The 23,771-nt window shown below is 65.4% G+C and carries 23 protein-coding genes; 22 read left to right on the top strand and 1 reads right to left on the bottom strand.

The annotated features are described in order from the left end of the window. The first annotated feature begins 103 nt into the window (after positions 1-103). The 21 genes from argS to AC5Y47_RS00730 all read left to right on the top strand — a co-directional run bounded on the left by argS (position 104) and on the right by AC5Y47_RS00730 (position 21,659). Positions 104-1,756, top strand: a complete 1,653-nt coding sequence (argS, locus tag AC5Y47_RS00830) for an arginine--tRNA ligase (RefSeq protein ID WP_499941088.1) — start codon at positions 104-106, stop codon at positions 1,754-1,756. 80 nt (positions 1,757-1,836) lie between these two features. Beyond that, positions 1,837-3,171, top strand: coding sequence for a diaminopimelate decarboxylase (gene lysA, locus AC5Y47_RS00825; protein ID WP_499941397.1), 1,335 nt, complete (start codon positions 1,837-1,839; stop codon positions 3,169-3,171). Positions 3,172-3,173: 2 nt separating this feature from the next. Beyond that, positions 3,174-4,499 (top strand): homoserine dehydrogenase, encoded by a 1,326-nt coding sequence (locus AC5Y47_RS00820; protein ID WP_499941395.1) that lies wholly within the window; start codon positions 3,174-3,176, stop codon positions 4,497-4,499. Further along, positions 4,496-5,572: a threonine synthase gene (gene thrC / locus AC5Y47_RS00815; protein ID WP_499941086.1), complete on the top strand. Its 1,077-nt coding sequence runs from the start codon at positions 4,496-4,498 to the stop codon at positions 5,570-5,572. Before AC5Y47_RS00820 ends, thrC begins: the two co-directional genes overlap by 4 nt. A 2-nt stretch (positions 5,573-5,574) precedes the next feature. Further along, positions 5,575-6,519: a homoserine kinase gene (gene thrB / locus AC5Y47_RS00810; protein WP_499941085.1), complete on the top strand. Its 945-nt coding sequence runs from the start codon at positions 5,575-5,577 to the stop codon at positions 6,517-6,519. 255 nt (positions 6,520-6,774) lie between these two features. After that, complete coding sequence (rho, locus tag AC5Y47_RS00805; RefSeq protein WP_499941083.1) at positions 6,775-8,598, top strand: transcription termination factor Rho; 1,824 nt, start codon at positions 6,775-6,777, stop codon at positions 8,596-8,598. Between the two features lie 90 nt (positions 8,599-8,688). Continuing rightward, positions 8,689-8,919 (top strand): 50S ribosomal protein L31, encoded by a 231-nt coding sequence (rpmE, locus tag AC5Y47_RS00800; RefSeq protein WP_499941082.1) that lies wholly within the window; start codon positions 8,689-8,691, stop codon positions 8,917-8,919. Positions 8,920-9,006: 87 nt separating this feature from the next. Further along, positions 9,007-10,083 carry a peptide chain release factor 1 gene (prfA, locus tag AC5Y47_RS00795; protein ID WP_499941080.1) on the top strand — a complete coding sequence of 359 codons (1,077 nt, stop codon included), beginning with the start codon at positions 9,007-9,009 and terminating at the stop codon, positions 10,081-10,083. Continuing rightward, entirely contained in the window at positions 10,080-10,922 is an 843-nt protein-coding gene (gene prmC / locus AC5Y47_RS00790) for a peptide chain release factor N(5)-glutamine methyltransferase (protein WP_499941078.1), read from the top strand. Before prfA ends, prmC begins: the two co-directional genes overlap by 4 nt. Continuing rightward, positions 10,919-11,587 (top strand): L-threonylcarbamoyladenylate synthase, encoded by a 669-nt coding sequence (locus AC5Y47_RS00785; RefSeq protein WP_499941076.1) that lies wholly within the window; start codon positions 10,919-10,921, stop codon positions 11,585-11,587. Before prmC ends, AC5Y47_RS00785 begins: the two co-directional genes overlap by 4 nt. A gap of 134 nt (positions 11,588-11,721) precedes the next feature. Then, positions 11,722-12,915: a UDP-N-acetylglucosamine--decaprenyl-phosphate N-acetylglucosaminephosphotransferase gene (gene rfe, locus AC5Y47_RS00780; RefSeq protein ID WP_499941074.1), complete on the top strand. Its 1,194-nt coding sequence runs from the start codon at positions 11,722-11,724 to the stop codon at positions 12,913-12,915. A 249-nt stretch (positions 12,916-13,164) separates the two neighbouring features. Next, positions 13,165-13,659, top strand: a complete 495-nt coding sequence (locus tag AC5Y47_RS00775) for an ATP synthase subunit I (protein ID WP_499941073.1) — start codon at positions 13,165-13,167, stop codon at positions 13,657-13,659. Next, positions 13,652-14,404, top strand: a complete 753-nt coding sequence (gene atpB, locus AC5Y47_RS00770; RefSeq protein ID WP_499941071.1) for a F0F1 ATP synthase subunit A — start codon at positions 13,652-13,654, stop codon at positions 14,402-14,404. The genes AC5Y47_RS00775 and atpB overlap by 8 nt, the downstream gene beginning before the upstream one ends. A gap of 44 nt (positions 14,405-14,448) precedes the next feature. Then, entirely contained in the window at positions 14,449-14,703 is a 255-nt protein-coding gene (locus tag AC5Y47_RS00765) for a F0F1 ATP synthase subunit C (protein WP_463826618.1), read from the top strand. Between the two features lie 8 nt (positions 14,704-14,711). After that, a complete protein-coding gene (locus tag AC5Y47_RS00760) occupies positions 14,712-15,239 on the top strand; it encodes a F0F1 ATP synthase subunit B (protein ID WP_499941069.1) in 528 nt (175 codons plus the stop codon). A gap of 7 nt (positions 15,240-15,246) precedes the next feature. Beyond that, positions 15,247-16,587, top strand: coding sequence for a F0F1 ATP synthase subunit B/delta (locus AC5Y47_RS00755; RefSeq protein WP_499941067.1), 1,341 nt, complete (start codon positions 15,247-15,249; stop codon positions 16,585-16,587). Positions 16,588-16,646: 59 nt separating this feature from the next. After that, on the top strand, positions 16,647-18,365 hold the full coding sequence (gene atpA, locus AC5Y47_RS00750; protein ID WP_499941065.1) for a F0F1 ATP synthase subunit alpha: 1,719 nt from the start codon (positions 16,647-16,649) through the stop codon (positions 18,363-18,365). A 6-nt stretch (positions 18,366-18,371) separates the two neighbouring features. After that, complete coding sequence (locus tag AC5Y47_RS00745) at positions 18,372-19,310, top strand: F0F1 ATP synthase subunit gamma (RefSeq protein ID WP_499941064.1); 939 nt, start codon at positions 18,372-18,374, stop codon at positions 19,308-19,310. Between the two features lie 24 nt (positions 19,311-19,334). Continuing rightward, the gene (gene atpD, locus AC5Y47_RS00740; protein WP_499941062.1) at positions 19,335-20,798 is read left to right on the top strand and encodes a F0F1 ATP synthase subunit beta; all 1,464 of its coding nucleotides are present in this window, start codon (positions 19,335-19,337) and stop codon (positions 20,796-20,798) included. A 43-nt stretch (positions 20,799-20,841) separates the two neighbouring features. Next, the gene (locus tag AC5Y47_RS00735) at positions 20,842-21,207 is read left to right on the top strand and encodes a F0F1 ATP synthase subunit epsilon (RefSeq protein ID WP_499941060.1); all 366 of its coding nucleotides are present in this window, start codon (positions 20,842-20,844) and stop codon (positions 21,205-21,207) included. A gap of 8 nt (positions 21,208-21,215) precedes the next feature. Next, on the top strand, positions 21,216-21,659 hold the full coding sequence (locus AC5Y47_RS00730) for a DUF2550 domain-containing protein (protein WP_499941058.1): 444 nt from the start codon (positions 21,216-21,218) through the stop codon (positions 21,657-21,659). A gap of 92 nt (positions 21,660-21,751) precedes the next feature. Here the strand turns inward: AC5Y47_RS00730 and AC5Y47_RS00725 are convergent, their stop codons facing one another. Further along, positions 21,752-22,342: a cob(I)yrinic acid a,c-diamide adenosyltransferase gene (locus AC5Y47_RS00725; RefSeq protein WP_499941056.1), complete on the bottom strand. Its 591-nt coding sequence runs from the start codon at positions 22,340-22,342 to the stop codon at positions 21,752-21,754. A gap of 58 nt (positions 22,343-22,400) precedes the next feature. Here AC5Y47_RS00725 and murA point away from each other — a divergent pair, with 58 nt between their 5' ends. Further along, on the top strand, positions 22,401-23,654 hold the full coding sequence (murA, locus tag AC5Y47_RS00720; protein WP_499941054.1) for a UDP-N-acetylglucosamine 1-carboxyvinyltransferase: 1,254 nt from the start codon (positions 22,401-22,403) through the stop codon (positions 23,652-23,654). Positions 23,655-23,771: the final 117 nt, after the last annotated feature.

Here is a 23,771-nt window from a genome sequence, read left to right as displayed (position 1 = left end):
TAGGGCATAAACAAGCCCCGCCAGAGTAGCGCATCCCGGGGACCGCCCGACCACCGGTAATGGATTCGAAGCCAACGCGCCCCAGCCAATAGGATGGACGCTCGTGACCCCCGCCGACCTCGCTGAGCTGCTCAAAAACACCGCCACCGCGGTGTTGGCCGAGCATGGCCTCGACGTGTCCGCGTTGCCGGCGACGGTCACCGTGGAGCGCCCGCGCAACCCCGAGCACGGCGACTACGCCTCCAACCTGGCCTTGCAGCTGGGCAAGAAGGTCGGCGCAAACCCGCGTGAGCTGGCCGGATGGCTCGCCGACGCGCTTGTCCAGACCGACGGCATCGCCGCAGCCGAAGTGGCCGGACCGGGCTTCATCAACATGCGCCTGGAGACCTCGGCCCAGGCCAAGATCGTCAACGACGTCATCGATGCCGGCGCAGGTTACGGCCACTCCGACGCCCTGAAGGCCCTAAAGGTCAACCTGGAGTTCGTCTCGGCCAATCCGACCGGGCCCATCCACATCGGCGGCACCCGCTGGGCCGCCGTCGGCGACGCGCTCGGCCGGTTGCTGACGACGCAGGGTGCCGACGTTATCCGCGAGTATTACTTCAACGACCACGGCGCGCAGATCGACCGCTTCGCTCAATCCCTGGTCGCCTCAGCGAAAGGTGAGCCCCCTCCCGCAGACGGCTACGCAGGCACCTACATCACCGAGATCGCCGCGCAGGTACTGCAGAAGGCGCCCGAGGCGTTGGACCTGCCCGACGGCGAGATGCTCGAAACGTTCCGGGAAATAGGCGTCGATTTGATGTTCGCCCACATCAAGGAATCACTGCACGAATTCGGCACCGACTTCGACGTCTACACCCACGAAGACTCAATGCACACCAGCGGCCGGGTCGAGCAGGCGATCGACAAGTTACGCGAAACCGGCAATATCTACGAGAAGGACGGCGCAACCTGGTTGCGCAGCAGCGCTTTTGGTGACGACAAGGACCGCGTCGTGATCAAGAGCGACGGCATTCCGGCTTACATCGCCGGGGATCTGGCGTACTACCTGGACAAGCGGGAGCGCGGCTTCGACCTGTGCATCTACATGCTCGGTGCCGACCACCACGGCTACATCGCCAGGCTCAAAGCGGCTGCTGCCGCGTTCGGTGAGGACCCGGCCACGGTCGAGGTGCTGATCGGGCAGATGGTCAACCTCGTGCGCGACGGCCAGCCGGTCAAGATGAGCAAGCGCGCGGGCACCGTGATCACCCTCGACGACCTGGTCGAGGCGATCGGCGTGGACGCCGCGCGCTACAGCCTGATTCGTTCCTCGGTGGACACCCCGATCGACATCGACCTGGCGCTGTGGTCGTCGGCGTCGAATGAAAACCCGGTCTATTACGTGCAGTACGCCCACGCCCGGCTGTCCGCGCTGGCCCGTAACGCCGCCGAATTCGGCCTGATCCCCGACACGGCGCACCTCGAGCTCCTCGGTCACGACAAAGAGGGCACGCTGCTGCGCACCATCGGCGAGTTCCCGCGGGTATTGAAAACGGCTGCGTCGCTGCGAGAACCGCACCGCGTCTGCCGCTACCTGGAAGACCTCGCGGGCGACTATCACCGGTTCTACGACTCGTGCCGGGTGCTGCCGCAGGGTGACGAGCAGCCGACCGACCTGCACACCGCGCGGCTGGCGCTGTGCCAGGCCACCCGCCAGGTCATCGCCAACGGATTGGCCATCCTCGGAGTCAGCGCGCCGGAGAGAATGTGAACGTCCATCCCGCCGGACCCCGGCACGCCGAGGATGCCCGGCACGCAGGTAGCCCGCCCCGCCCGCAGTCAGCCGAGGAGTTGCTGCGCCTGGCGCCAAATGTCTGGCCGCGCAGCACTTCTCGTAACGAAAGCGGAGTGGCTTCGATCGCCGGGGTCACGGTCACCGACCTCGCGCAGCAGTACGGGACCCCGCTGTTCGTCGTCGACGAGGACGACTTCCGCTCCCGCTGCCAAGAGACCGCCGCGGCCTTCGGCGGGGGAGCCAACGTGCACTACGCCGCCAAGGCATTCCTGTGCAGCGAGATAGCCCGCTGGATCGAGGAAGAGGGCCTGTCCCTGGACGTGTGCACCGGTGGCGAATTGGCCGTTGCGCTGCACGCTGACTTTCCGCCGGAGCGAATCACGTTGCACGGCAACAATAAATCGGTTACCGAGCTGACCGCGGCGGTAAAAGCCGGTGTCGGGCACATCGTGCTGGACTCGGTGACCGAGATCGAACGGCTCGACACCATCGCCGGCGAGGCGGGCATCGTGCAGGACGTGTTCGTGCGTCTCACGGTCGGTGTCGAGGCCCACACCCACGAGTTCATCTCCACAGCGCACGAAGACCAGAAGTTCGGACTGTCGGTCGCCAGCGGCGCGGCCATGGCCGCGGTGCGGCAGGTGTTCGCCGCCGACCACCTGCGCCTGGTCGGCCTGCACAGCCACATCGGGTCCCAGATCTTCGACGTCGCCGGCTTCGAGATCGCCGCACACCGGGTCATCGGGCTGCTGCGCGACATTGTCGCCGAATTCGGGGTCGACAAGACCGCGCAGGTGTCAACGGTGGATCTTGGTGGGGGACTGGGTATCTCGTACCAACCATCCGACGATCCGCCGCCCATCGCCGACCTGGCGGCCAAGCTGAGCGCCATCGTCGGCCACGAGTCCGCCGCCGTCGGACTGCCCACCCCCAGGTTGGTGGTCGAACCCGGCCGCGCCATCGCTGGACCGGGCACCATCACGCTGTACGAGGTCGGCACCGTCAAGGACGTCGACGTGAGCTCGACCGCGCACCGCCGCTATGTCAGCGTCGACGGTGGCATGAGCGACAACATCCGTACTGCCCTCTACGACGCGCAGTACGACGTGCGGATGGTGTCCCGTCTGTCCGACGCGCCCGCCACCGCGGCCCGTCTGGTCGGAAAGCATTGCGAGACCGGCGATATCGTCGTTCGCGACACCTGGGTGCCGGACGACATCCGGCCCGGTGACCTCGTTGCCGTGGCCGCGACCGGCGCCTACTGCTATTCCTTGTCGAGCCGTTACAACATGGTGTGCCGTCCCGCCGTGGTGGCCGTGCGTGACGGAAAGTCCCGGGTGATCCTGCGCCGCGAGACGGTCGACGACCTGCTGAGTTTGGAAGTGAGGTGACCGTGCCCGATAACGAGAAAGTCGTAGGCGTAGCGGTACTCGGGTTGGGCGTAGTCGGCAGTGAGGTCGTACGCATCATCGAGGAGAGTGCCGAGGATCTGGCGGGCCGCATCGGCGCCCCACTGGTGCTGCGCGGCGTCGGGGTGCGCCATGTGGCCGAGGACCGCGGGGTGCCCGTCGAACTGCTCACCGACGACATCGATGAACTCGTCTCCCGCGACGACGTCGACATCGTCGTCGAAGTGATGGGCCCGGTCGAACCGGCCCGCAAGGCGATCCTGACTGCGATCGAACACGGCAAGTCCGTGGTGACGGCGAACAAGGCATTGCTGTCCACGTCCACCGGAGAATTGGCCAAGGCCGCCGAAACCGCCGTCGTGGACCTGTATTTCGAGGCAGCGGTCGCCGGGGCGATCCCGGTGATCCGCCCGCTGACCCAATCGCTGGCCGGGGACACGGTGTTACGGGTGGCGGGCATCGTCAACGGCACCACCAACTACATCCTGTCCGAGATGGGCAGCACCGGAGCCGATTACCAGCAGGCGCTGGCCGATGCGAGTGCGCTGGGCTACGCCGAAGCCGACCCCACCGCCGACGTCGAAGGTTATGACGCCGCGGCCAAGGCGGCGATCCTGGCATCCATCGCCTTCCACACCCGGGTGACCGCCGATGACGTGTACCGCGAGGGCATCACCAAGATCACCCCGGCGGACTTCGAGTCCGCGAAATCCCTGGGCTGCACCATCAAACTGCTGTCCATCTGTGAGCGCATCACCACCGACGAAGGCCAGCAACGCGTTTCGGCCCGGGTTTACCCGGCGTTGGTGCCGCTGGACCATCCGCTGGCCTCGGTGAACGGCGCGTTCAACGCGGTCGTGGTGGAGGCCGAAGCGGCCGGACGGCTGATGTTCTACGGGCAGGGGGCCGGTGGTGCGCCCACCGCATCGGCGGTCACCGGCGACCTGGTGATGGCCGCCCGTAACCGGGTGCTGGGCAGTCGCGGGCCGCGTGAATCCAAGTACGCCCAACTCCCGGTGGCGCCAATGGGTTTCATCGCCACCCGCTACTACGTCAGCATGAACGTCGCCGACAAGCCCGGCGTGCTGTCGGCGGTGGCCGCGGAATTCGGCAAGCGCGAAGTGAGCATCGCCGAGGTCCGTCAGGAAGGCGTGACCGACGACGGCGGTCAACGGATCGGGGCACGCATCGTCGTGGTCACCCACCAGGCAACCGACGCCGCACTGTCGGAAACCGTTGAGGCGCTTGCCGACCTGGACGTGGTACAGGGAGTGGCGAGCGTGTTGAGACTGGAAGGAACGGACCTATGAGCCGGACGGTCGTCCACCAACCCTGGCCGGGGTTGATCGCGGCCTACCGGGACCGACTCCCGGTGGGCGACGACTGGACCCCGGTCACCCTGTTCGAGGGCGGTACACCGCTGATCCCGGCGCCCCGGTTGTCCGAAAGAACCGGTTGCACTATCCATTTGAAGGTCGAAGGCCTCAACCCCACCGGCTCCTTCAAGGACCGCGGCATGACGATGGCCGTCACCGACGCGCTGGCCCGCGGCCAGCAAGTGGTGCTGTGCGCGTCCACCGGCAACACCTCGGCATCGGCCGCGGCATATGCCGCCCGCGCCGGCATCACCTGCGCGGTGCTGATCCCGCAGGGCAAGATCGCGATGGGCAAGCTGGCGCAGGCGGTCATGCACGGCGCCAAGATCATCCAGATCGACGGCAATTTCGACGATTGCCTGGAACTGGCCCGCAAGATGACCTCCGACTTCCCGACCATCTCGCTGGTCAACTCGGTCAACCCGGTACGTATCGAAGGCCAGAAGACCGCGGCGTTCGAGATCGTCGATGCGCTGGGCGTCGCGCCGGACGTGCACGCACTGCCGGTCGGCAACGCGGGCAACATCACCGCGTACTGGAAGGGCTACACCGAATATCACCGCGACGGGGTGATCGATCGGCTGCCGAGGATGCTGGGCACCCAGGCTGCCGGTGCGGCGCCGCTGGTGCACGGTGAGCCGGTCAAGAATCCGGAGACCATCGCCACCGCCATTCGCATCGGCGCCCCAGCGTCGTGGACGGCGGCCGTGGAAGCCCAGCAGCAGTCCGACGGCCGGTTCCTGGCGGCCACCGACGAGGAGATCCTGGCCGCATACCACCTGGTGGCCAGCCTCGAAGGCGTCTTCGTCGAGCCTGCGTCGGCGGCCAGCATCGCCGGTCTGCTCAAGTCTGTCGAGGACGGTTGGGTGCCGCGCGGCTCGACAGTGGTGTGCACCGTGACCGGCAACGGCCTCAAGGACCCCGACACCGCCCTCAAGGACATGCCGGCGGTGTCTCCGCTGCCGGTCGATCCGGTCCTGGTGGTCGAACAACTGGGGCTCGGATAGCGGTGACGAAGACGCTGCCCGCGGGGTTGGTTGCGAGCGCCGTAGTCTCGGCGTCCAGCGCCAACCTCGGCCCGGGTTTCGACAGTCTGGGCATGGCGTTGAGCCTGTGCGACGAAATCGTGCTCGAGACAACGGATTCGGGCCTGGAGGTGACCGTCGAGGGCGAAGGTGCCGGTCAAGTGCCGCTGGGTCCCGAGCATCTAGTGGTACGCGCCGTTCAGCGCGGCCTGCAGGCCACCGGTTTCCGTGCCGACGGGCTGGTGGTGCGCTGCCGCAACGACATTCCGCATTCCCGCGGTCTGGGTTCCTCGGCGGCGGCTGTGGTGAGTGGCCTCGCCGCAGTCAACGGCCTTGTTGCCCAGACAGATTCGCCACCGCTCAGTGAACCTCAGTTGATTCAGCTGGCCTCGGAGTTCGAAGGGCATCCCGACAACGCGGCGGCCGCGGTGCTGGGCGGTGCGGTGGTTTCCTGGGCGGACCACCGCGGCGACCGGACTACCTACTCCGCGGTGCCGCTGCGCCTGCATCCCGATATCCATCTGTTCGCTGCCATCCCCGAGGAGCGATCGTCGACCGCGGAAACGCGAGTCCTGTTGCCCGCCCAGGTCAGCCACGAGGATGCGCGGTTCAACGTCAGTCGCGTCGCATTGCTGGTGGTCGCGCTCACCGAACGGCCCGATCTGTTGATGGCTGCCACCGAAGATGTTCTCCACCAACCGCAACGCGCTCCCGCGATGTCGTCGTCGGCGGAATATTTGCAGCTGCTGCGACGTCATAACATTGCGACAACCCTGTCCGGGGCCGGGCCGTCGCTCATCGCGCTCGGCACCGAACCGGAGTTACCAGGTGAAGCGGTCGAATACGGGGCCGCAAACGGATTCGTCATCAAGAAGATGACGGCGGGCGACGGAGTTCGCTGGAAGCCGGGTGTCACGGTCGCAGGATGATCCACAGTGCGGCGGCGGGTTTTCTTGCTTCCCGCCAGGAAGCGGGCTATTCTCGGAGCCGTCCAGCAATCGCAGCATCTGCATCCATACTGCCTTGACGCTAGGACAACCACCAATTCTTCTCGTGATTCGTCGCCAATCCTGGCGATCACCGTTTCAGAGTCGATGATTGGGCGCACTCGGCACTTGCCTGAATAATCGTCCGATGCAGGAAACCCCCGCTTGACGTGAGCAGCGGGGCAAGAAAGGAAATCCGTGACTGATACGGACCTCATCACGGCTGGCGAAAGCGCCGACGGCGGAAAGCTGTCGGACGTCGTGACCACAGACTCTCCAGAGGTCAAGAGCAACGCGCCGGGCGGGTCGCTAGCCACCATGGTGCTGCCCGAATTGCGCGCTCTGGCCAATCAAGCCGGTGTCAAAGGGACATCGGGCATGCGCAAGAACGAGTTGATCGCCGCGATCAAGGAAAGCCGGGGACAGGCCAACGGCACGTCGTCGGAACCGCCGCCCGCCAAGGCCGCGCCGGAAGCCGACCAGGCCGATGCGCCGCGCCAGAAGGACGCCACCGACACCGCCACGGCGCAGACGGCGCCGCCGGCCGAAGGCGTTGTGCAGGACGAGCAGAAGAACGACGCACCGCGGCGGGAGCGTCGCGGCGCCTCCCGCGACGCTGGAGCGGCCGCCAGCAAAGAGAACGGCGACGACACTTCCACCGGTCAGCGCGACCAGAAACCGCCGAAGAACGAGGAGCGCTCGTCGGACTCGGGCAACGACCAGAACGGTGACCAGCAGGGCAACAACCAGCGGGGCGGCGACGACGACGGCGACGGGCGGCAGGGTCGCCGGGGCCGCCGGTTCCGGGACCGCAGGCGCCGTGGTGAGCGCACCGGCGAAGGCGGGGGCGGGGAAACCGAGCTGCGCGAAGACGACGTCGTCCAGCCCGTGGCCGGCATCCTCGACGTCCTGGACAACTACGCCTTCGTGCGCACCTCCGGCTACCTGGCCGGTCCGCACGACGTCTACGTCTCCATGAACATGGTGCGCAAGAACGGCCTCCGGCGCGGTGACGCGGTCACCGGCGCGGTTCGGGTACCCAAAGAAGGCGAGCAGCCCAACCAGCGGCAGAAGTTCAACCCGCTGGTCCGCCTGGACAGCATCAACGGCGGCTCCATCGAGGACGCCAAGAAGCGTCCCGACTTCAGCAAGTTGACGCCGCTGTACCCCAACCAGCGACTGCGCCTGGAAACCACCCCGGACCGGTTGACCACCCGGGTGATCGACCTGATCATGCCGATCGGCAAGGGTCAGCGGGCGCTGATCGTGTCGCCGCCCAAAGCGGGCAAGACGACCATCCTGCAGGACATCGCCAACGCGATCACCCGCAACAACCCGGAATGCCACCTGATGGTCGTGCTCGTCGACGAGCGGCCTGAAGAGGTCACCGACATGACCCGCTCGGTCAAGGGCGAGGTCATCGCCTCGACCTTCGACCGGCCGCCGTCAGATCACACCTCAGTCGCCGAGCTGGCCATCGAGCGCGCCAAGCGCCTGGTGGAGCAGGGCAAGGATGTCGTGGTGCTGCTGGACTCCATCACCCGACTGGGCCGCGCGTACAACAACGCCTCGCCGGCGTCGGGCCGCATCCTGTCCGGTGGTGTCGACTCCACCGCGCTGTACCCGCCCAAGCGGTTCCTGGGTGCCGCCCGCAACATCGAGGAAGGCGGGTCGCTGACCATCATCGCCACGGCGATGGTCGAGACCGGCTCCACCGGTGACACCGTCATCTTCGAGGAGTTCAAGGGCACCGGTAACGCTGAGCTCAAGCTGGACCGCAAGATCTCCGAGCGCCGGGTGTTCCCGGCGGTCGACGTGAACCCGTCCGGCACCCGTAAGGACGAGCTGCTGCTTTCGCCGGACGAGTTCGGCATCGTGCACAAGCTGCGTCGGGTGCTCTCGGGTCTGGACTCCCACCAGGCCATCGACCTGTTGATGTCGCAGCTGCGCAAGACCAAGACGAACTATGAGTTCCTGGTCCAGGTGTCCAAGACGACACCGGGCAACATGGACAACGACTGACCCGGCAGGAATACCGGCCTTGCCCCCACTGTTTTGGGGAGCAGGGAGTTGACCTGGCATAATGGGCGCTCGACCAGCGAAGAGGACAGCATGAAAACTGACATTCACCCCGCCTACGAGGAGACCACAGTCCACTGTGGTTGCGGCAACACGTTCACCACCCGCAGCACCAAGCCGGGTGGCCGGATCGTGGCCGAGGTCTGCTCGCAGTGCCACCCGTTCTACACCGGTAAGCAGAAGATCCTCGACAGCGGCGGACGCGTGGCCCGCTTCGAGAAGCGTTACGGCAAGCGCAACAAGACCGAAGCCGGCGACAAGTAGCCGGCTCACCGACGCCCGAACTGTGCACCACGAGCGCAGGCCGGGCGTCGGTTCGCGTTCGGGGCAGGGACCGCTTGAGGAGGTGAGATGACGCAGCCGGTGAAGACGATTGACGTCCTGCTCGCCGAGCACGCGGAGCTCGAGCGGGCGTTGGCCGATCCCGAACTGCACAGCAAAGCCGACGAGGCGCGCAAAGTGGGCCGCCGGTTCGCCCGGGTGGCCCCGATCGTCGCGACCCACCGCAAACTGGTGTCCGCACGCGAGGATCTGGAGACCGCGCGCGAGCTGGCCGCTGACGACGCGTCGTTCGCCGACGAGGTCCCCGAGTTGGAGGCCCGGGTCGCCGAACTCGACACCCAACTCACCGACATGCTGGCGCCGCGCGACCCGCACGACGCCGACGACATCGTGCTCGAGGTGAAATCCGGTGAGGGCGGCGAGGAATCGGCACTGTTCGCCGCCGACCTGGCCCGGATGTACATCCGCTACGCCGAACGGCACGGGTGGACGGTGACGGTGTTGGGGGAGACCACGTCGGATCTGGGTGGCTACAAGGATGCGACGCTGGCCATCGCCAGCAAGGGTGACAGCGCGGACGGGGTGTGGTCGCGGCTGAAGTTCGAGGGCGGTGTGCATCGCGTGCAGCGCGTGCCGGTGACGGAATCCCAAGGGCGCGTGCATACTTCGGCGGCCGGGGTGCTGGTCTATCCGGAGCCCGAAGAAGTCGGCGAGGTGCAGATCGACGAGTCAGACCTGCGCATCGACGTGTACCGGTCGTCGGGCAAGGGCGGTCAGGGCGTCAACACCACCGACTCCGCGGTGCGAATCACCCACCTGCCCACCGGCATCGTCGTCACCTGCCAGAACGAACGCTCCCAGTTGCAGAACAAGACCCGAGCGTTGCAGGTGCTGGCCGCGCGCCTGCAAGTGCTGGCCGAGGAACAGGCGCTTGCCGACGCCTCCGCCGATCGGGCCAGCCAAATCCGCACGGTGGACCGCAGCGAACGCATCCGTACCTACAACTTCCCCGAGAACCGGATCACCGATCACCGGATCGGCTTCAAGTCCCACAATCTCGACCAGGTTCTCGACGGTGACCTCGACGCGTTGTTCGATGCGCTGAGCGAAGCCGACAAACAGTCCCGGTTGCAACAGGCGACATGAAGTCGCTGCGGCAGGCAATCGATTGCGCTACGACGCTGTTGGCCGAAGCGGGAATCGATTCTGCGCGTTGCGATGCCGAGCAACTGGCCGCGCACATCGCCGGCACCGACCGCGGCCGGCTGGCCCTGCTCGAGGTTCCAGGCGAGGAGTTCTTCGGACGCTATGACGACGCCGTCGCCGCCCGGTCGCGCCGCGTGCCGTTGCAGCATCTGATCGGAACCGTGGCATTCGGCCCCACGCTGCTGCACGTGGGTCCGGGTGTGTTCATTCCGCGACCGGAGACTGAGGCGATGTTGGAATGGGCGATGGGACAACCACTTCCGGAGCGTCCCGTGATCGTCGACGCGTGCACCGGATCCGGCGCGTTGGCGGTTGCGCTGGCCCGGCACCGGCCAGCGGCGCGGGTGATCGGCGTCGACGACTCCGAGGCGGCCTTGGTGTACGCACGACGCAATGCAGAAGGTGCCAACGTGGAATTGGTGCACGCGGACGTGGGTGCGCAGGGACTGCTACCCGAATTGGACGGACAGGTGGACCTGCTCGTCGCGAATCCGCCCTACGTACCGGATGACGCTGTGCTGGAACCCGAAGTCGCGCAGCACGATCCGCACCACGCGGTATTCGGTGGACCGGACGGCATGGCGGTGATCCACGACGTCGTCGGCCTCGCCGGCCGGTGGCTGCGGTCCGGTGGCTTGTTCGCCGTCGAGCATGACGACACCACGTCGGCGTCGACGGTCGAATGCATCGACAGCACAGACCTTTTCGACGACATCGTGGCACGGAACGATCTGACCGGACGGCCGCGGTTCGTCACCGCCCGCAGGAGGCCAAGGTGAGCGACGTCTTCGACTGCGCCGACCCGGACCAGCGCGTGCGCGGCATCACCTCCGCGGTGGACGCGCTCAAATCCGGTCGCCTGGTCGTGATGCCGACCGACACCGTGTACGGCATCGGTGCCGATGCGTTCGATCGCGGCGCGGTGGATGCGCTGCTCGCGGCCAAGGGCCGGGGCCGCGACATGCCGGTCGGCGTCCTGGTCGGTTCCTGGCACACCATCGAGGGCCTGGTGTACGGCATGCCCGACGGCGCGCGCGACCTGGTGCGCGCGTTCTGGCCGGGGGCGCTGAGCCTGGTGGTGAAGCAGGCTCCCTCGCTGCAATGGGATCTCGGCGACGCGTACGGCACGGTGATGCTGCGGATGCCGTTGCACCCGGTGGCCATCGAGTTGCTGCGCGAAGTCGGACCGATGGCGGTGTCCAGCGCCAACATCTCCGGTCAACCTGCCGCCGGCGACGTCGACGAGGCACGACGCCAACTCGGCGACCTCGTCGACGTCTACCTCGATGGTGGCCCGGCCGCACAGCAGGCCGCGTCTACGATCCTCGACCTGAGTGGGAAGACGCCATGCATCCTGCGTGAGGGGCCGGTCAGCGTCGCGCGGATAGCCGAGGTGCTCGGCGTGGACGCCGAGATCCTCGCCGGCGACTTGCCCAACGTGTAACCACTGCGAAAATCTCGGTCGATTTTCGCAGTCACTGCACGCTCGACGAAGGCGAACCCGGGTTGCAGCCACCGCCACACGTTCGGCGAGCGAAAGGCCGCGGCACGAGACTCAGGTTGGTGACGTAGCCTCTCGTGGTGTCCAGCGACGTGACCAGCCTTGCCGGTGGTTTGCTCGCCCTCGCGCCCCGCACCGCCGGCGTCCCGCTGCGTGAACTCGCTTTGGTCGGCCTGACCGCGGCGATCATCACCTATTTCGCGACCGGGCCGGTCCGCGTGCTGGCCACCCGGCTGGGCGCGGTCGCCTATCCGCGCGAACGCGACGTGCACGTGACGCCCACTCCCCGCATGGGCGGGCTGGCGATGTTCCTCGGCGTGGTCGCCGCGGTGTTCCTGGCTTCTCAGTTGCCGGCTCTCACCCGCGGATTCGTCTATTCCACCGGCATGCCCGCGGTGCTGGTCGCCGGTGCGGTGATCATGGGTATCGGGCTGATCGACGACCGCTGGGGCCTGGATGCGCTGACGAAGTTCGCCGGGCAGATCACCGCCGCCAGCGTGCTGGTCACCATGGGCGTCGCCTGGAGCGTCCTCTACATCCCGGTCGGCGGCGTCGGGACCATCGTGCTGGATCAGGCCTCTTCGATCCTGCTCACCTTGGCGCTGACCGTGTCGATCGTCAACGCGATGAATTTCGTCGACGGCCTGGACGGGCTGGCCGCCGGACTGGGGCTCATCACCGCGCTGGCCATCTGCGTGTTCTCGGTGGGCCTGCTGCGCGACCACGGCGGCGACGTGCTCTATTACCCGCCGGCGGTGATCTCGGTCGTTCTCGCAGGTGCCTGCCTGGGCTTCCTGCCGCACAACTTCCACCGTGCCCGGATCTTCATGGGCGATTCCGGGTCGATGCTGATCGGCCTGATGCTGGCTGCGGCTTCCACCACGGCCGCCGGTCCGATCTCCCAGAACGCCTACGGCGCCCGCGACGTGTTTGCTCTGCTGTCACCGTTCCTGCTGGTGGTGGCGGTCATGTTCGTGCCGATGCTGGATTTGCTGCTGGCGATCGTGCGACGCACCCGGGCGGGCCGCAGCGCGTTCACACCCGACAAGATGCATTTGCACCACCGGCTGTTGCAGATCGGGCATTCGCATCGACGGGTGGTCCTGCTCATCTACTTGTGGGTGGGCATCGTCGCATTCGGCGCCGCGAGCACGATTTTTTTCGACCCGCGGCACACCGCTGCGGTGATGCTGGGCGCGATCGTCGTCGCCGGTATCGCGACGGTGATTCCGTTGTTGCGGCGCCGCGACGACTACTGGGACGAGGACTGAGGCCGACTACGACAGCCGGTAGTAGCTGTCGCTAGTTTGTGATACGGTGCTGGTAGAACCCCGAAATAACCATCGCGGGTTGCCGGCCCCCCGGCCTGTCGGATGTGTATCCGGCCGCGCCGCTCGACGACCGACACAGGGAGCTACCCCTTGGGAAAGTCCAGCGCGAGCCTTGCGATACGCTCGGCGGGCCACGAATCAGCAAGTGATGTGGTTCACGCTCCATCAACCCGGGATTGAGGTGCTGCAGTGACGACACCAGCGCAGGACGCGCCGTTGGTGTTTCCCGCTGTTGCTTTCCGCCCCGTGCGCCTCTTCGTCATCAGCCTGGTCCTGACTGCGGTCGCGACGGCGATAGCCGGCTACGTGGGCAACCCGATGGTCGGGGTGTACTTGGGTGTCGGGTTGCTGCTGGGTTTGCTCAACGCTCTTCTGGTGCGTCGTTCGGTGGAGTCGATCACCGCACGCGACCATCCGCTGAAGAGGTCGATGGCGATCAACTCGGCGTCCCGAGTCACGGTCATCACCATCCTGGCGCTGATCATCGCCTTCATCTTCCGCCCCGAAGGATTGGGCGTGGTGTTCGGCCTGGCGATCTTCCAGCTGCTGCTGGTGGCATCGACCGCGCTGCCGGTGTGGAAGAAGCTGCGGACCGCAAACCTGAATGAGCAGCATGAAACGCCGCCGAGCGGGGTATTGACCGGATCGGAACGGACTGAGGAAAGAGGCACCGGTGATGACTGAGTCGATCTTGGCCGCCGCCCAGATCGAGGTCGGCGAGCACCACACGGCCAAATGGCTGGGCTTGACCGTCAATACCGACACCATTTACTCGACGGCTATCGCCGCGGTAATCGTGCTTGCGTTGGCGTTCTGGCTGAAATCGAAGGTCACCTCCAGCGATGTTCCGGGCGGCGTGCAGCTGTTCTTCGAGGCCGTCACCATCCAGATGCGCAACCAGGTCGAGTCCGCTATTGGGATGCGGGTCGCCCCCTTCGTGCTGCCGCTCGCGGTGACAATCTTCGTCTTTATCTTGATTTCGAACTGGCTCTCGGTCCTTCCGCTGCAGTACAAAGACGGTGAAAAGCCGACCGAGTGGCTCTCGGCAGCGGCATCGGACATCAATTACGTGCTGGCGCTAGCCCTCTTCGTCTTCGTTTGCTATCACGCCGCAGGGATCTGGCGGCGCGGCATCATCGGCCACCCGGTCAAGGTGCTCAAGGGGCACGTGGCAATCCTGGCGCCGATCAACGTCGTCGAAGAATTGGCCAAGCCGATCTCGTTGTCGCTCCGACTCTTTGGCAACATCTTCGCCGGCGGCATCCTGGTCGCACTGATTGCGATGTTCCCGCCCTACATCTTGTGGCTGCCCAACGCGATTTGGAAATCCTTCGACTTGTTCGTCGGCGCGATTCAGGCGTTCATCTTCGCGCTGTTGACAGTCCTGTACTTCAGTCAATCCATGGAACTGGACGAAGACCACCACTAGAAAAATCCTGGTAGACCGCTACCAGTTATCAAGGAGGAGAAACAATGCCAGCAGCTCCCGAAATTCTTCAGGGCGCCCTTATCGGCGGTGGGCTCATCATGGCCGGCGGCGCCATCGGCGCGGGTATCGGCGATGGTATTGCCGGTAACGCACTGATCGCCGGTGTTGCGCGCCAGCCCGAGGCGCAGGGACGGCTGTTCACGCCGTTCTTCATCACCGTCGGTCTGGTCGAGGCCGCCTACTTCATCAACCTGGCCTTCATGGCGTTGTTCGTCTTTGCCACTCCAGGTGCCCAGTAATCGTTGTGATGGGTCCTGAAGGCGAAGTGCGCCTTCTTGCTTCGGCTGTCGACCTCGTAGCAGAAGGCCAGAAGAACTTCCTCATCCCGAACGGCACCTTCTTCTTCGTGCTGGCCATCTTCCTGGTGGTGTTGGGCGTGATCAGCACCTTTGTCGTGCCGCCGATACTGAGAGTGCTTCGGGAACGCGACGCGATGGTCTCGAAGACGCAGGCCGACAACAAGAAGTCGTCCGAGCAATTCGCTGCCGCCGACGCCGACTACGAGGAAGCGCTGAAGGAGGCCCGGGTCCAGGCGGGATCCTATCGGGACGACGCCAGGACCGAAGGTCGCAAGGTCATCGACGAGGCGCGCTCGGAAGCCGAGCGGCATGTGGCAGACACGTTGGCGCAGGCCAACGAGCAACTGAAGCGGGAGCGCGACGCCGTGGAAATGGATCTGCGCGCCAACGTCGGTTCCATGTCGGCAACGCTGGCCAGCCGGATCGTCGGCGTCGAGATCACTCCTACAGCTACGACTTCAGAAGCGACTAGGTAGCCAATACATGTCGACATTTATCGGACAGCTGATCGGATTCGTTGCCATCGTGCTGCTCGTCTGGCGTTACGTCGTGCCGCCGGTGCGCCGGATGATGAAAGACCGGCAAGAGATGGTGCGTCAGCAGCTGAAAGACTCGAAAGAGGCGGCCGAGCGCCTCGAGCGGTCCGAACGCGCGCACACCAGGGCGGTGGAATCGGCCAAAGACGAGTCCGAGCGGCTCATCGAAGAAGCCAAAGCCGACTCCGAACGCATCGCCGAACAGCTGCAGGCGCAGGCCGAGTCCGACGCCGAACGCGTCAAAGCGCAGGGCAGCCGCCAGATCGGTGTGCTTCGGGCACAGATGATCCGGCAGCTCCGTCTGGAACTCGGACACGAATCGGTGCGTCAGGCAAGGGAATTGGTGCAGAACTTCGTCGCCGACGAGCAGCAGCAGGCTTCCACCGTCGACCGCTTCCTCGACGAACTCGACGACATGGCGCCCGAGCCGAGCGACGTGCAGTCCCCGGTGGCGGCCAAGATGCGCTCCGCCAGCCGGCTGGCCCTGAAGAACTCCGTGGACAAGTTCGAGTCGCTCGCCAAGGACCTCGACAAGAAAGGCCTGACGACGCTGGCCGACGAGCTCGTCTCGGTGGCCAAGTTGCTCGGCCGCGAAGCGGTCGTACTCCGGTATCTGAGTGTGCCGTCGGAGGATTCGGCGCCGCGCGTCCAGCTCGTCGAGCGGCTGTTCGACGGCAAGGTCGGTGACCCCACTCTGGAGCTGCTCCGTGCGGCGGTGTCCGAACGCTGGTCGGCCAACGACGATCTGGTCGACGCGATCGAGCAGGTGTCCCGGCAGGCGTTGCTCGCGGTCGCCGAAAACGACGACAAGATCGACGAGGTCGAAGACCAGCTGTTCCGGTTCTCCCGGATCCTCGACACTCAGCCGCGACTGGCCATCCTGCTCGGCGATCAGCGAACCCCGGTCGAAGGTCGGGCCGAGTTGCTGCGCAAGGTGCTCGACAGCGCCAGCGGCCGCGTCAACGCCGTCACCTCCGCGCTGTTGTCGCACACCATCGAGCTGTTGAGAGGCAAGCCGGCCGACGAGGCCGTGCTGTTCTTGGCCGAGGTGGCGGTGGCGCGCCGCGGCGAACTCGTCGCGCAGGTCAGCGCAGCGGCCGAACTCAGCGATGCGCAGAACCAGCGGCTCGTCGAAGTGCTGAGCCGCATCTACGGGCACCCGGTTGCCGTGCAACTGCAGATCGACAAGGAGCTACTGGGCGGACTGTTGATCACCGTCGGTGACGAGGTCATCGACGGCACGCTCAAGTCTCGTCTTGCCGCCGCCGAGGCGCAGCTACCGGACTAACCGCCCAGCCCGACCGAAGACACGAACTAGTCAGAACCCAAGTAGGAAGACGAAACGTTATGGCCGACTTGACAATCTCCGCCGACGACATCCAGAGCGCGATCGAGGAGTACGTAAGTTCGTTCACTTCCGACACCTCTCGCGAGGAGGTCGGCACTGTCGTCGATGCCGGTGACGGTATCGCCCACGTCGAGGGATTGCCGTCGGCGATGACCCAGGAACTGCTCGAATTCGAGGGCGGTGTGCTGGGGGTGGCGCTCAACCTGGACGAGCACGACATCGGCGCGGTCATCCTGGGTGACTTCGAGCAGATCGAAGAGGGCCAGCAGGTCAAGCGGACCGGCGACGTGCTGTCGGTGCCGGTCGGGGACGGCTTCCTGGGCCGCGTGGTGAACCCGCTCGGGCAGCCGATCGACGGCGGCGGCGACATCGACACCGACGACCGGCGGGCTCTGGAGTTGCAGGCGCCCTCGGTGGTGCAGCGGCAGGGCGTGAAGGAGCCGTTGCAGACCGGGATCAAGGCCATCGACGCGATGACTCCCATCGGCCGCGGACAGCGTCAGTTGATCATCGGCGACCGCAAGACGGGCAAGACCGCGGTGTGTGTCGACACGATCCTCAACCAGCGCAAGAACTGGGAGACCGACGACGAGAAGCTCCAGGTTCGCTGCGTCTACGTGGCGATCGGGCAGAAGGGCACCACGATCGCCGCGGTCCGCCAAGCGCTGGAAGAGGGCGGCGCGATGGACTACACCACCATCGTCGCGGCTCCTGCCTCGGAGTCGGCCGGCTTCAAATGGCTTGCGCCGTACACGGGTTCGGCGATCGCGCAGCACTGGATGTACCAGGGCAAGCACGTACTGATCGTGTTCGACGACCTGACCAAGCACGCCGACGCCTACCGGGCCATCTCGCTGCTGCTACGCCGCCCGCCCGGCCGTGAGGCGTTCCCGGGTGACGTGTTCTACCTGCATTCGCGGCTGCTGGAACGTTGCGCGAAGCTGTCCGACGATCTCGGTGGTGGGTCGCTGACCGCTCTGCCGGTGATCGAGACCAAGGCCAACGACATCTCGGCGTACATCCCGACCAACGTCATCTCGATCACCGACGGCCAGTGCTTCCTGGAGTCCGACCTGTTCAACCAGGGTGTCCGTCCGGCCATCAACGTGGGTAGCTCGGTGTCCCGAGTCGGTGGTGCGGCTCAGATCAAGGCGATGAAAGAGGTGGCCGGCTCGCTGCGGCTGGACCTTTCGCAGTACCGCGAACTGGAGTCCTTCGCCGCCTTCGCCTCCGACCTCGACGACACGTCGAAGAAGCAGCTGGCCCGGGGTGAGCGCCTGGTGGAGCTGCTCAAGCAACCGCAGTACGAGCCGATGCCCGTTGAGCAGCAAGTGGTTTCGATCTTCCTGGGCACTGGCGGTCAGATCGACTCGGTGCCGGTACAGGACGTGAAGCGGTTCGAAGCCGAGTTGCTGGACCACATGCGCGCGTCGGAAGAGTCGTTCCTGGAAGGCATCCGCTCGAGCGGCAAGTTCGGTGACGACGAGGAAGAAAAGCTCACCGCGATCATCAAGAAGTTCAAGAAGGGCTTCGCGGCCAGCGATGGCGAATCGGTGGTGCCTGACGAACATGTCGAGGCGATGGACGAGGACGACGTAGAGAAGGAGTCGGTCAAGGTCCGGAAGGAAAAGCCGAAGGAAGAGAAGAAGGATTCCAAGGACTCGTCCGGCAAGGCGACCAAGAAGGAATCGGTGGACTCCAAGAAAAACAAGAAGTAACGGACCATGGCTGCCACACTTCGCGAACTCCGCGGCCGGATCCGCTCGGCGGGTTCGATCAAGAAGATCACCAAGGCCCAGGAACTGATTGCCACGTCGCGCATCGGCAAGGCGCAGTCCCGGCTGCAGGCCGCCCGGCCATACGCCTTCCAGATCACCTCCACGCTTCTCACGTTGTCCGCCGAAGCCGCCCTCGACCACCCGCTACTGGTGGAGCGGGAGAACCCGAAAAAGGCTGGCGTGCTGGTGTTGTCGTCCGACCGTGGCCTGTGCGGCGCCTACAACTCCAGCATCTTCCGTCGCTCGGAAGAACTGTTCTCGCTCCTGCGCGAGGAAGGTAAGCAGCCGGTTCTCTTCACTGTCGGCCGCAAAGCGCAGAACTACTACTCGTTCCGGAACTGGGACATTCAACAGTCCTGGTCGGGTTTCTCCGAGCAGCCCCAGTACGAGAACGCCGCTGAGATCGGCGACACGCTGGTCGACGCCTTCATGAAGGGCACCGGCGAGGAATACGACGATTCCGGCATCGAGGTCGACAGTGATGTGCAGGGCGTCGACGAATTGCACATCGTCTATTCGGAATTCAAGTCGATGATGTCGCAATCGGCTGCCGCGCACCGGATCGCGCCGCTGGTCGTCGAATACGTCGGAGACGATGACGACGACGAACCGCACACCCTGTATTCCTTCGAGCCGGACGCCACCACGCTGTTCGACGCACTGTTGCCGCGGTACCTGACCACTCGGGTGTATGCGGCGCTGCTGGAATCGGCGGCCTCCGAACTGGCTTCGCGCCAGCGTGCGATGAAGTCGGCCACCGACAACGCCGACGACCTCATCAAGGACCTGACGCTGCAGGCGAACCGTGAGCGGCAGGCCCAGATCACCCAAGAGATCAGCGAAATCGTCGGTGGCGCCAACGCGCTCGCCGACGCCGCCAAGTAAGCACCACGAGGAAGCGATAGACATATGGCAGCTACATCAGACACGACAGAGAAGTCCGGCAAGAAGTCGAACGGCTCCGACACCAACGGTCGCGTGGTCCGTATCACCGGACCCGTTGTCGACGTCGAGTTTCCGCGTGGTTCCGTACCGGAGCTGTTCAACGCGTTGCACGCCGACATCACCTACGAGTCGATGAAGAAGACCTTGACTCTCGAGGTGGCTCAGCACCTCGGTGACAACCTGGTCCGTGCCATCTCGATGCAGCCCACCGACGGACTGGTGCGCGGCGTCGACGTCACCGACACCGGCAAGTCGATCTCGGTCCCGGTAGGTGAGGAAGTCAAGGGCCACGTCTTCAACGCGCTGGGCACGTGCCTGGACGAGGAGGGGTACGGAGAAGACTTCGACCACTGGTCGATCCACCGCAAGCCGCCGAGTTTCGAAGACCTGGAGCCTCGCACCGAGATGCTCGAGACCGGTCTGAAAGTTGTGGACCTGCTCACGCCGTACGTGCGTGGTGGCAAGATCGCACTGTTCGGCGGTGCCGGCGTGGGCAAGACCGTGCTGATCCAGGAGATGATCAACCGTATCGCCCGAAACTTCGGTGGTACTTCGGTTTTCGCCGGTGTGGGCGAGCGCACCCGTGAGGGCAACGACCTCTGGGTCGAGCTCAAGGAAGCCGACGTGCTCAAGGACACCGCGCTGGTGTTCGGTCAGATGGACGAGCCGCCCGGCACCCGTATGCGGGTGGCGTTGTCGGCGCTGACCATGGCGGAGTGGTTCCGCGACGAAGCCGGCCAGGACGTGCTGCTGTTCATCGACAACATCTTCCGGTTCACCCAGGCCGGTTCGGAGGTCTCCACGCTGCTCGGCCGGATGCCGTCCGCGGTGGGTTACCAGCCGACGCTGGCGGACGAGATGGGTGAGCTGCAGGAGCGCATCACCTCCACGCGAGGCAAGTCGATTACGTCCATGCAGGCTGTCTACGTGCCCGCCGACGACTACACCGACCCCGCGCCGGCCACCACCTTCGCGCACCTGGACGCCACCACCGAGCTGTCGCGGTCGGTGTTCTCCAAGGGCATCTTCCCCGCGGTGGACCCGCTGGCCTCGAGTTCGACCATTCTGGACCCCAGCGTCGTCGGCGACGAGCACTACCGCGTGGCGCAGGAGGTCATCCGAATCCTGCAGCGCTACAAGGACCTTCAGGACATCATCGCCATCCTCGGTGTCGACGAACTGTCCGAGGAGGACAAGCAGCTGGTCAACCGCGCGCGGCGCATCGAGCGGTTCCTGTCGCAGAACATGATGGCCGCCGAGCAATTCACCGGCCAGCCCGGTTCGACGGTGCCGGTCAAGGAGACCATCGAGGCCTTCGACAAGCTGACCAAGGGCGATTTCGACCACGTGCCCGAGCAGGCCTTCTTCCTGATCGGTGGACTCGACGACCTGGCCAAGAAGGCCGAGACCTTCGACGTCAAGCTGTGAGGCGTGCAAGTCCTGACTCGAAAGATATGGAAGGTGGTGTGGCATGGCTGAATTGAACGTGCAGATCGTCGCGGTCGACCGTGAGATCTGGTCGGGGGAAGCGACGTTTCTGTTCACCCGCACCACCGTCGGGGAGATCGGCATCCTGCCGCACCACATCCCGCTGGTCGCGCAGCTGGTCGACGACGCCATGGTCCGGGTGGAACGGGAAGGCGAAGACGACCTGCGGATCGCAGTGGACGGCGGCTTCTTGACGGTGACCGAGGACGGCGTCAGTGTCCTCGCGGAATCGGCCGAGTTCGAGAAGGACATCGACGAGAGTTCGGCCAGGCAGGATTCCGAATCAGACGATCCCGCAACCGCCGCCCGGGGCCGCGCCAGATTGCGCGCCATCGGCGCGATCGACTGATCCGTAGGATGAGCGCGCCCATGGTCGGCATGGTCGTGCTCGTTGTCCTGCTGGGTGCGGCCGTTCTGGCCCTGAGTTTCCGGCTGTGGAAACTGCGCCAGGGAGGAATGGCGGCCATCATGCGCGACATCCCCGCGGTGGGTGGTCATGGCTGGCGGCACGGGGTGATCCGTTATCGCGGTGGCGAAGCCGCGTTCTATCGACTGTCCAGTCTGCGGTTGTGGCCGGATCGCCGGCTGAGCAGGCGCGGAGTGGAGGTCGTGGGCAGGCGTGCGCCCCGCGGCGACGAATTCGACATCATGAGCGACGAGATCGTGGTGCTGGAACTGCGCGACACCACCCAGGAGCGTCGGCTGGGATATGAAATCGCCTTGGACAGAGGCGCTTTGACGGCTTTTCAGTCATGGTTGGAGTCTCGGCCGTCACCCCGCGCCCGTCGCCGCAGCGTCTAGCCCCCGAGCAGGGGGTCACCTTACCCTCGCGAGCAGACGCAAAAGCCCCCGAAAATGCCCATTTTCAGGGGCTTTTGCGTCTGCTCGCGGCACTACCGCCGTCTGCTCGCGGCACTACCGCCGCCCGGCTGCCAGAGCACGTCACCGTCGGGATTGGCCACCCGCGACAGAATGAACAGCAAGTCCGAGAGCCGGTTCAGGTACTTCGCCGGCAGCACGCTCACCCCGTCCGGATGCGCCTCGACCGCGGCCCACGCCGAACGCTCGGCGCGACGGGCGACCGTCCGCGCGACGTGCAGCAGTGCCGACAGCGGCGAACCACCCGGCAGGACAAACGAATTCAGCGCCGGCAGATCCTCGTTGTAGGCGTCGCACCAACCTTCCAGCCGGTCGATATAGGGCTGGGTGATACGCAGCGGCGGATACTTCGGGTTGTCCACCACCGGAGTCGACAGGTCCGCGCCCGCGTCGAACAGGTCGTTCTGAATCTGCTTGAGCACACCTGCGAGTTGCTCATCGGGTGCGCCCAACGCCACCGCGACGCCGATCGCAGCGTTGGCCTCGTCGCAGTCCGCGTAGGCGACCAGGCGTGCGTCGGTCTTGTGGACCCGTGAGAAATCGCTCAATCCCGTCGTGCCGTCGTCGCCGGTGCGGGTATAAATGCGGGTCAGATGGACTGCCATAGGCAAAACCGTACCGGGCCGACTGACATGGACGGTGTCGCTCACTAGACTTACCCGGGTGGCGGAGCGATTCGTGGTGACTGGTGGCAGCCGGTTGTCCGGCGAAGTCGCCGTCGGAGGCGCCAAGAACAGTGTGCTCAAGCTGATGGCCGCGACCCTGCTGGCCGAGGGCACCAGCACCATCACCAACTGCCCTGACATCCTCGACGTGCCGTTGATGGCCGAGGTACTGCGTGGTCTCGGCGCCACCGTCGAGCTCGACGGGGACGTCGCCCGGATCACCTCACCCGACGAGCCCAAGTACGACGCCGACTTCGCCGCCGTACGCCAGTTCCGCGCTTCGGTCTGTGTGCTCGGGCCCCTGGTCGGACGCTGCAAACAGGCCAGAGTCGCGCTGCCCGGCGGTGACGCGATCGGATCGCGGCCGCTGGACATGCACCAGGCGGGTCTGCGGCAGCTCGGCGCCACCTGCAACATCGAGCACGGGTGTGTGGTTGCTCACGCAGATACGTTGCGCGGGGCGGAGATTCAGCTGGAATTCCCGTCGGTGGGCGCCACCGAGAACATCCTGATGGCAGCGGTCATGGCCGAGGGCGTCACCACCATCCACAACGCCGCACGCGAACCCGACGTCGTCGACCTGTGCACCATGCTCAACCAGATGGGTGCCCAGATCGAGGGAGCCGGCTCACCGACCATGACCATCACCGGCGTCCCGCGGCTGCATCCCACCGAGCATCGGGTCATCGGTGACCGCATCGTGGCGGCTACGTGGGGGATCGCCGCCGCCATGACCCGCGGCGACATCACCGTGACGGGAATAGATCCGGCGCATCTGCAGTTGGTGCTGCATAAGTTGCACGATGCGGGCGCCACGGTCACCCAGACCGATACCAGCTTCCGGATTGCGCAATACGAACGGCCCAAAGCGGTCAACGTCGCGACGTTGCCGTTTCCGGGGTTCCCAACTGACTTGCAGCCCATGGCGATTGCGCTTGCCTCGATCGCCGACGGCACCTCGATGATCACCGAGAACGTGTTCGAGGCACGGTTTCGATTCGTCGAGGAGATGATCCGGCTCGGGGCCGACGCGCGCACCGACGGGCACCACGCCGTGGTGCGCGGACTGCCGCAGTTGTCCAGTGCTCCGGTGTGGTGTTCGGACATCCGCGCAGGTGCCGGCCTGGTACTGGCAGGCCTTGTGGCAGACGGAGATACCGAGGTCCACGACGTGTTTCACATCGATCGCGGCTACCCGTTGTTCGTCGAGAACCTGGCGATTTTGGGAGCCGAGATCGAGCGGGTACAGTAGCCATCGTTCACGCCCCACAGGCGCGATCACCTCCCAGAAGATGATCGAAACCAGGGCTTGACTCTCTAGCCGGATCTGTATTAAGCTGGCAGGGTTGCCCCGAAGCGGGCGAAACAA

This window comes from Mycobacterium sp. NGS22 (assembly GCF_059813095.1).
Note: the sequence above shows the minus strand (reverse complement) of the source record. Positions and strands in the feature narration are given on the sequence as shown.

What these genes read in the sequence shown, in the direction of transcription:
- thrC (WP_499941086.1), top strand. Translation starts at nt 4,496, where the DNA reads ATGAGCCGGACGGTCGTCCACCAACCCTGGCCGGGGTTGATCGCGGCC.
- rpmE (WP_499941082.1), top strand. Translation starts at nt 8,689, where the DNA reads ATGAAAACTGACATTCACCCCGCCTACGAGGAGACCACAGTCCACTGT.
- prfA (WP_499941080.1), top strand. Translation starts at nt 9,007, where the DNA reads ATGACGCAGCCGGTGAAGACGATTGACGTCCTGCTCGCCGAGCACGCG.
- prmC (WP_499941078.1), top strand. Translation starts at nt 10,080, where the DNA reads ATGAAGTCGCTGCGGCAGGCAATCGATTGCGCTACGACGCTGTTGGCC.
- atpB (WP_499941071.1), top strand. Translation starts at nt 13,652, where the DNA reads ATGACTGAGTCGATCTTGGCCGCCGCCCAGATCGAGGTCGGCGAGCAC.
- AC5Y47_RS00765 (WP_463826618.1), top strand. Translation starts at nt 14,449, where the DNA reads ATGCCAGCAGCTCCCGAAATTCTTCAGGGCGCCCTTATCGGCGGTGGG.
- AC5Y47_RS00760 (WP_499941069.1), top strand. Translation starts at nt 14,712, where the DNA reads ATGGGTCCTGAAGGCGAAGTGCGCCTTCTTGCTTCGGCTGTCGACCTC.
- AC5Y47_RS00755 (WP_499941067.1), top strand. Translation starts at nt 15,247, where the DNA reads ATGTCGACATTTATCGGACAGCTGATCGGATTCGTTGCCATCGTGCTG.
- atpA (WP_499941065.1), top strand. Translation starts at nt 16,647, where the DNA reads ATGGCCGACTTGACAATCTCCGCCGACGACATCCAGAGCGCGATCGAG.
- AC5Y47_RS00745 (WP_499941064.1), top strand. Translation starts at nt 18,372, where the DNA reads ATGGCTGCCACACTTCGCGAACTCCGCGGCCGGATCCGCTCGGCGGGT.
- atpD (WP_499941062.1), top strand. Translation starts at nt 19,335, where the DNA reads ATGGCAGCTACATCAGACACGACAGAGAAGTCCGGCAAGAAGTCGAAC.
- AC5Y47_RS00735 (WP_499941060.1), top strand. Translation starts at nt 20,842, where the DNA reads ATGGCTGAATTGAACGTGCAGATCGTCGCGGTCGACCGTGAGATCTGG.
- AC5Y47_RS00730 (WP_499941058.1), top strand. Translation starts at nt 21,216, where the DNA reads ATGAGCGCGCCCATGGTCGGCATGGTCGTGCTCGTTGTCCTGCTGGGT.
- AC5Y47_RS00725 (WP_499941056.1), bottom strand. Translation starts at nt 22,342, where the DNA reads ATGGCAGTCCATCTGACCCGCATTTATACCCGCACCGGCGACGACGGC.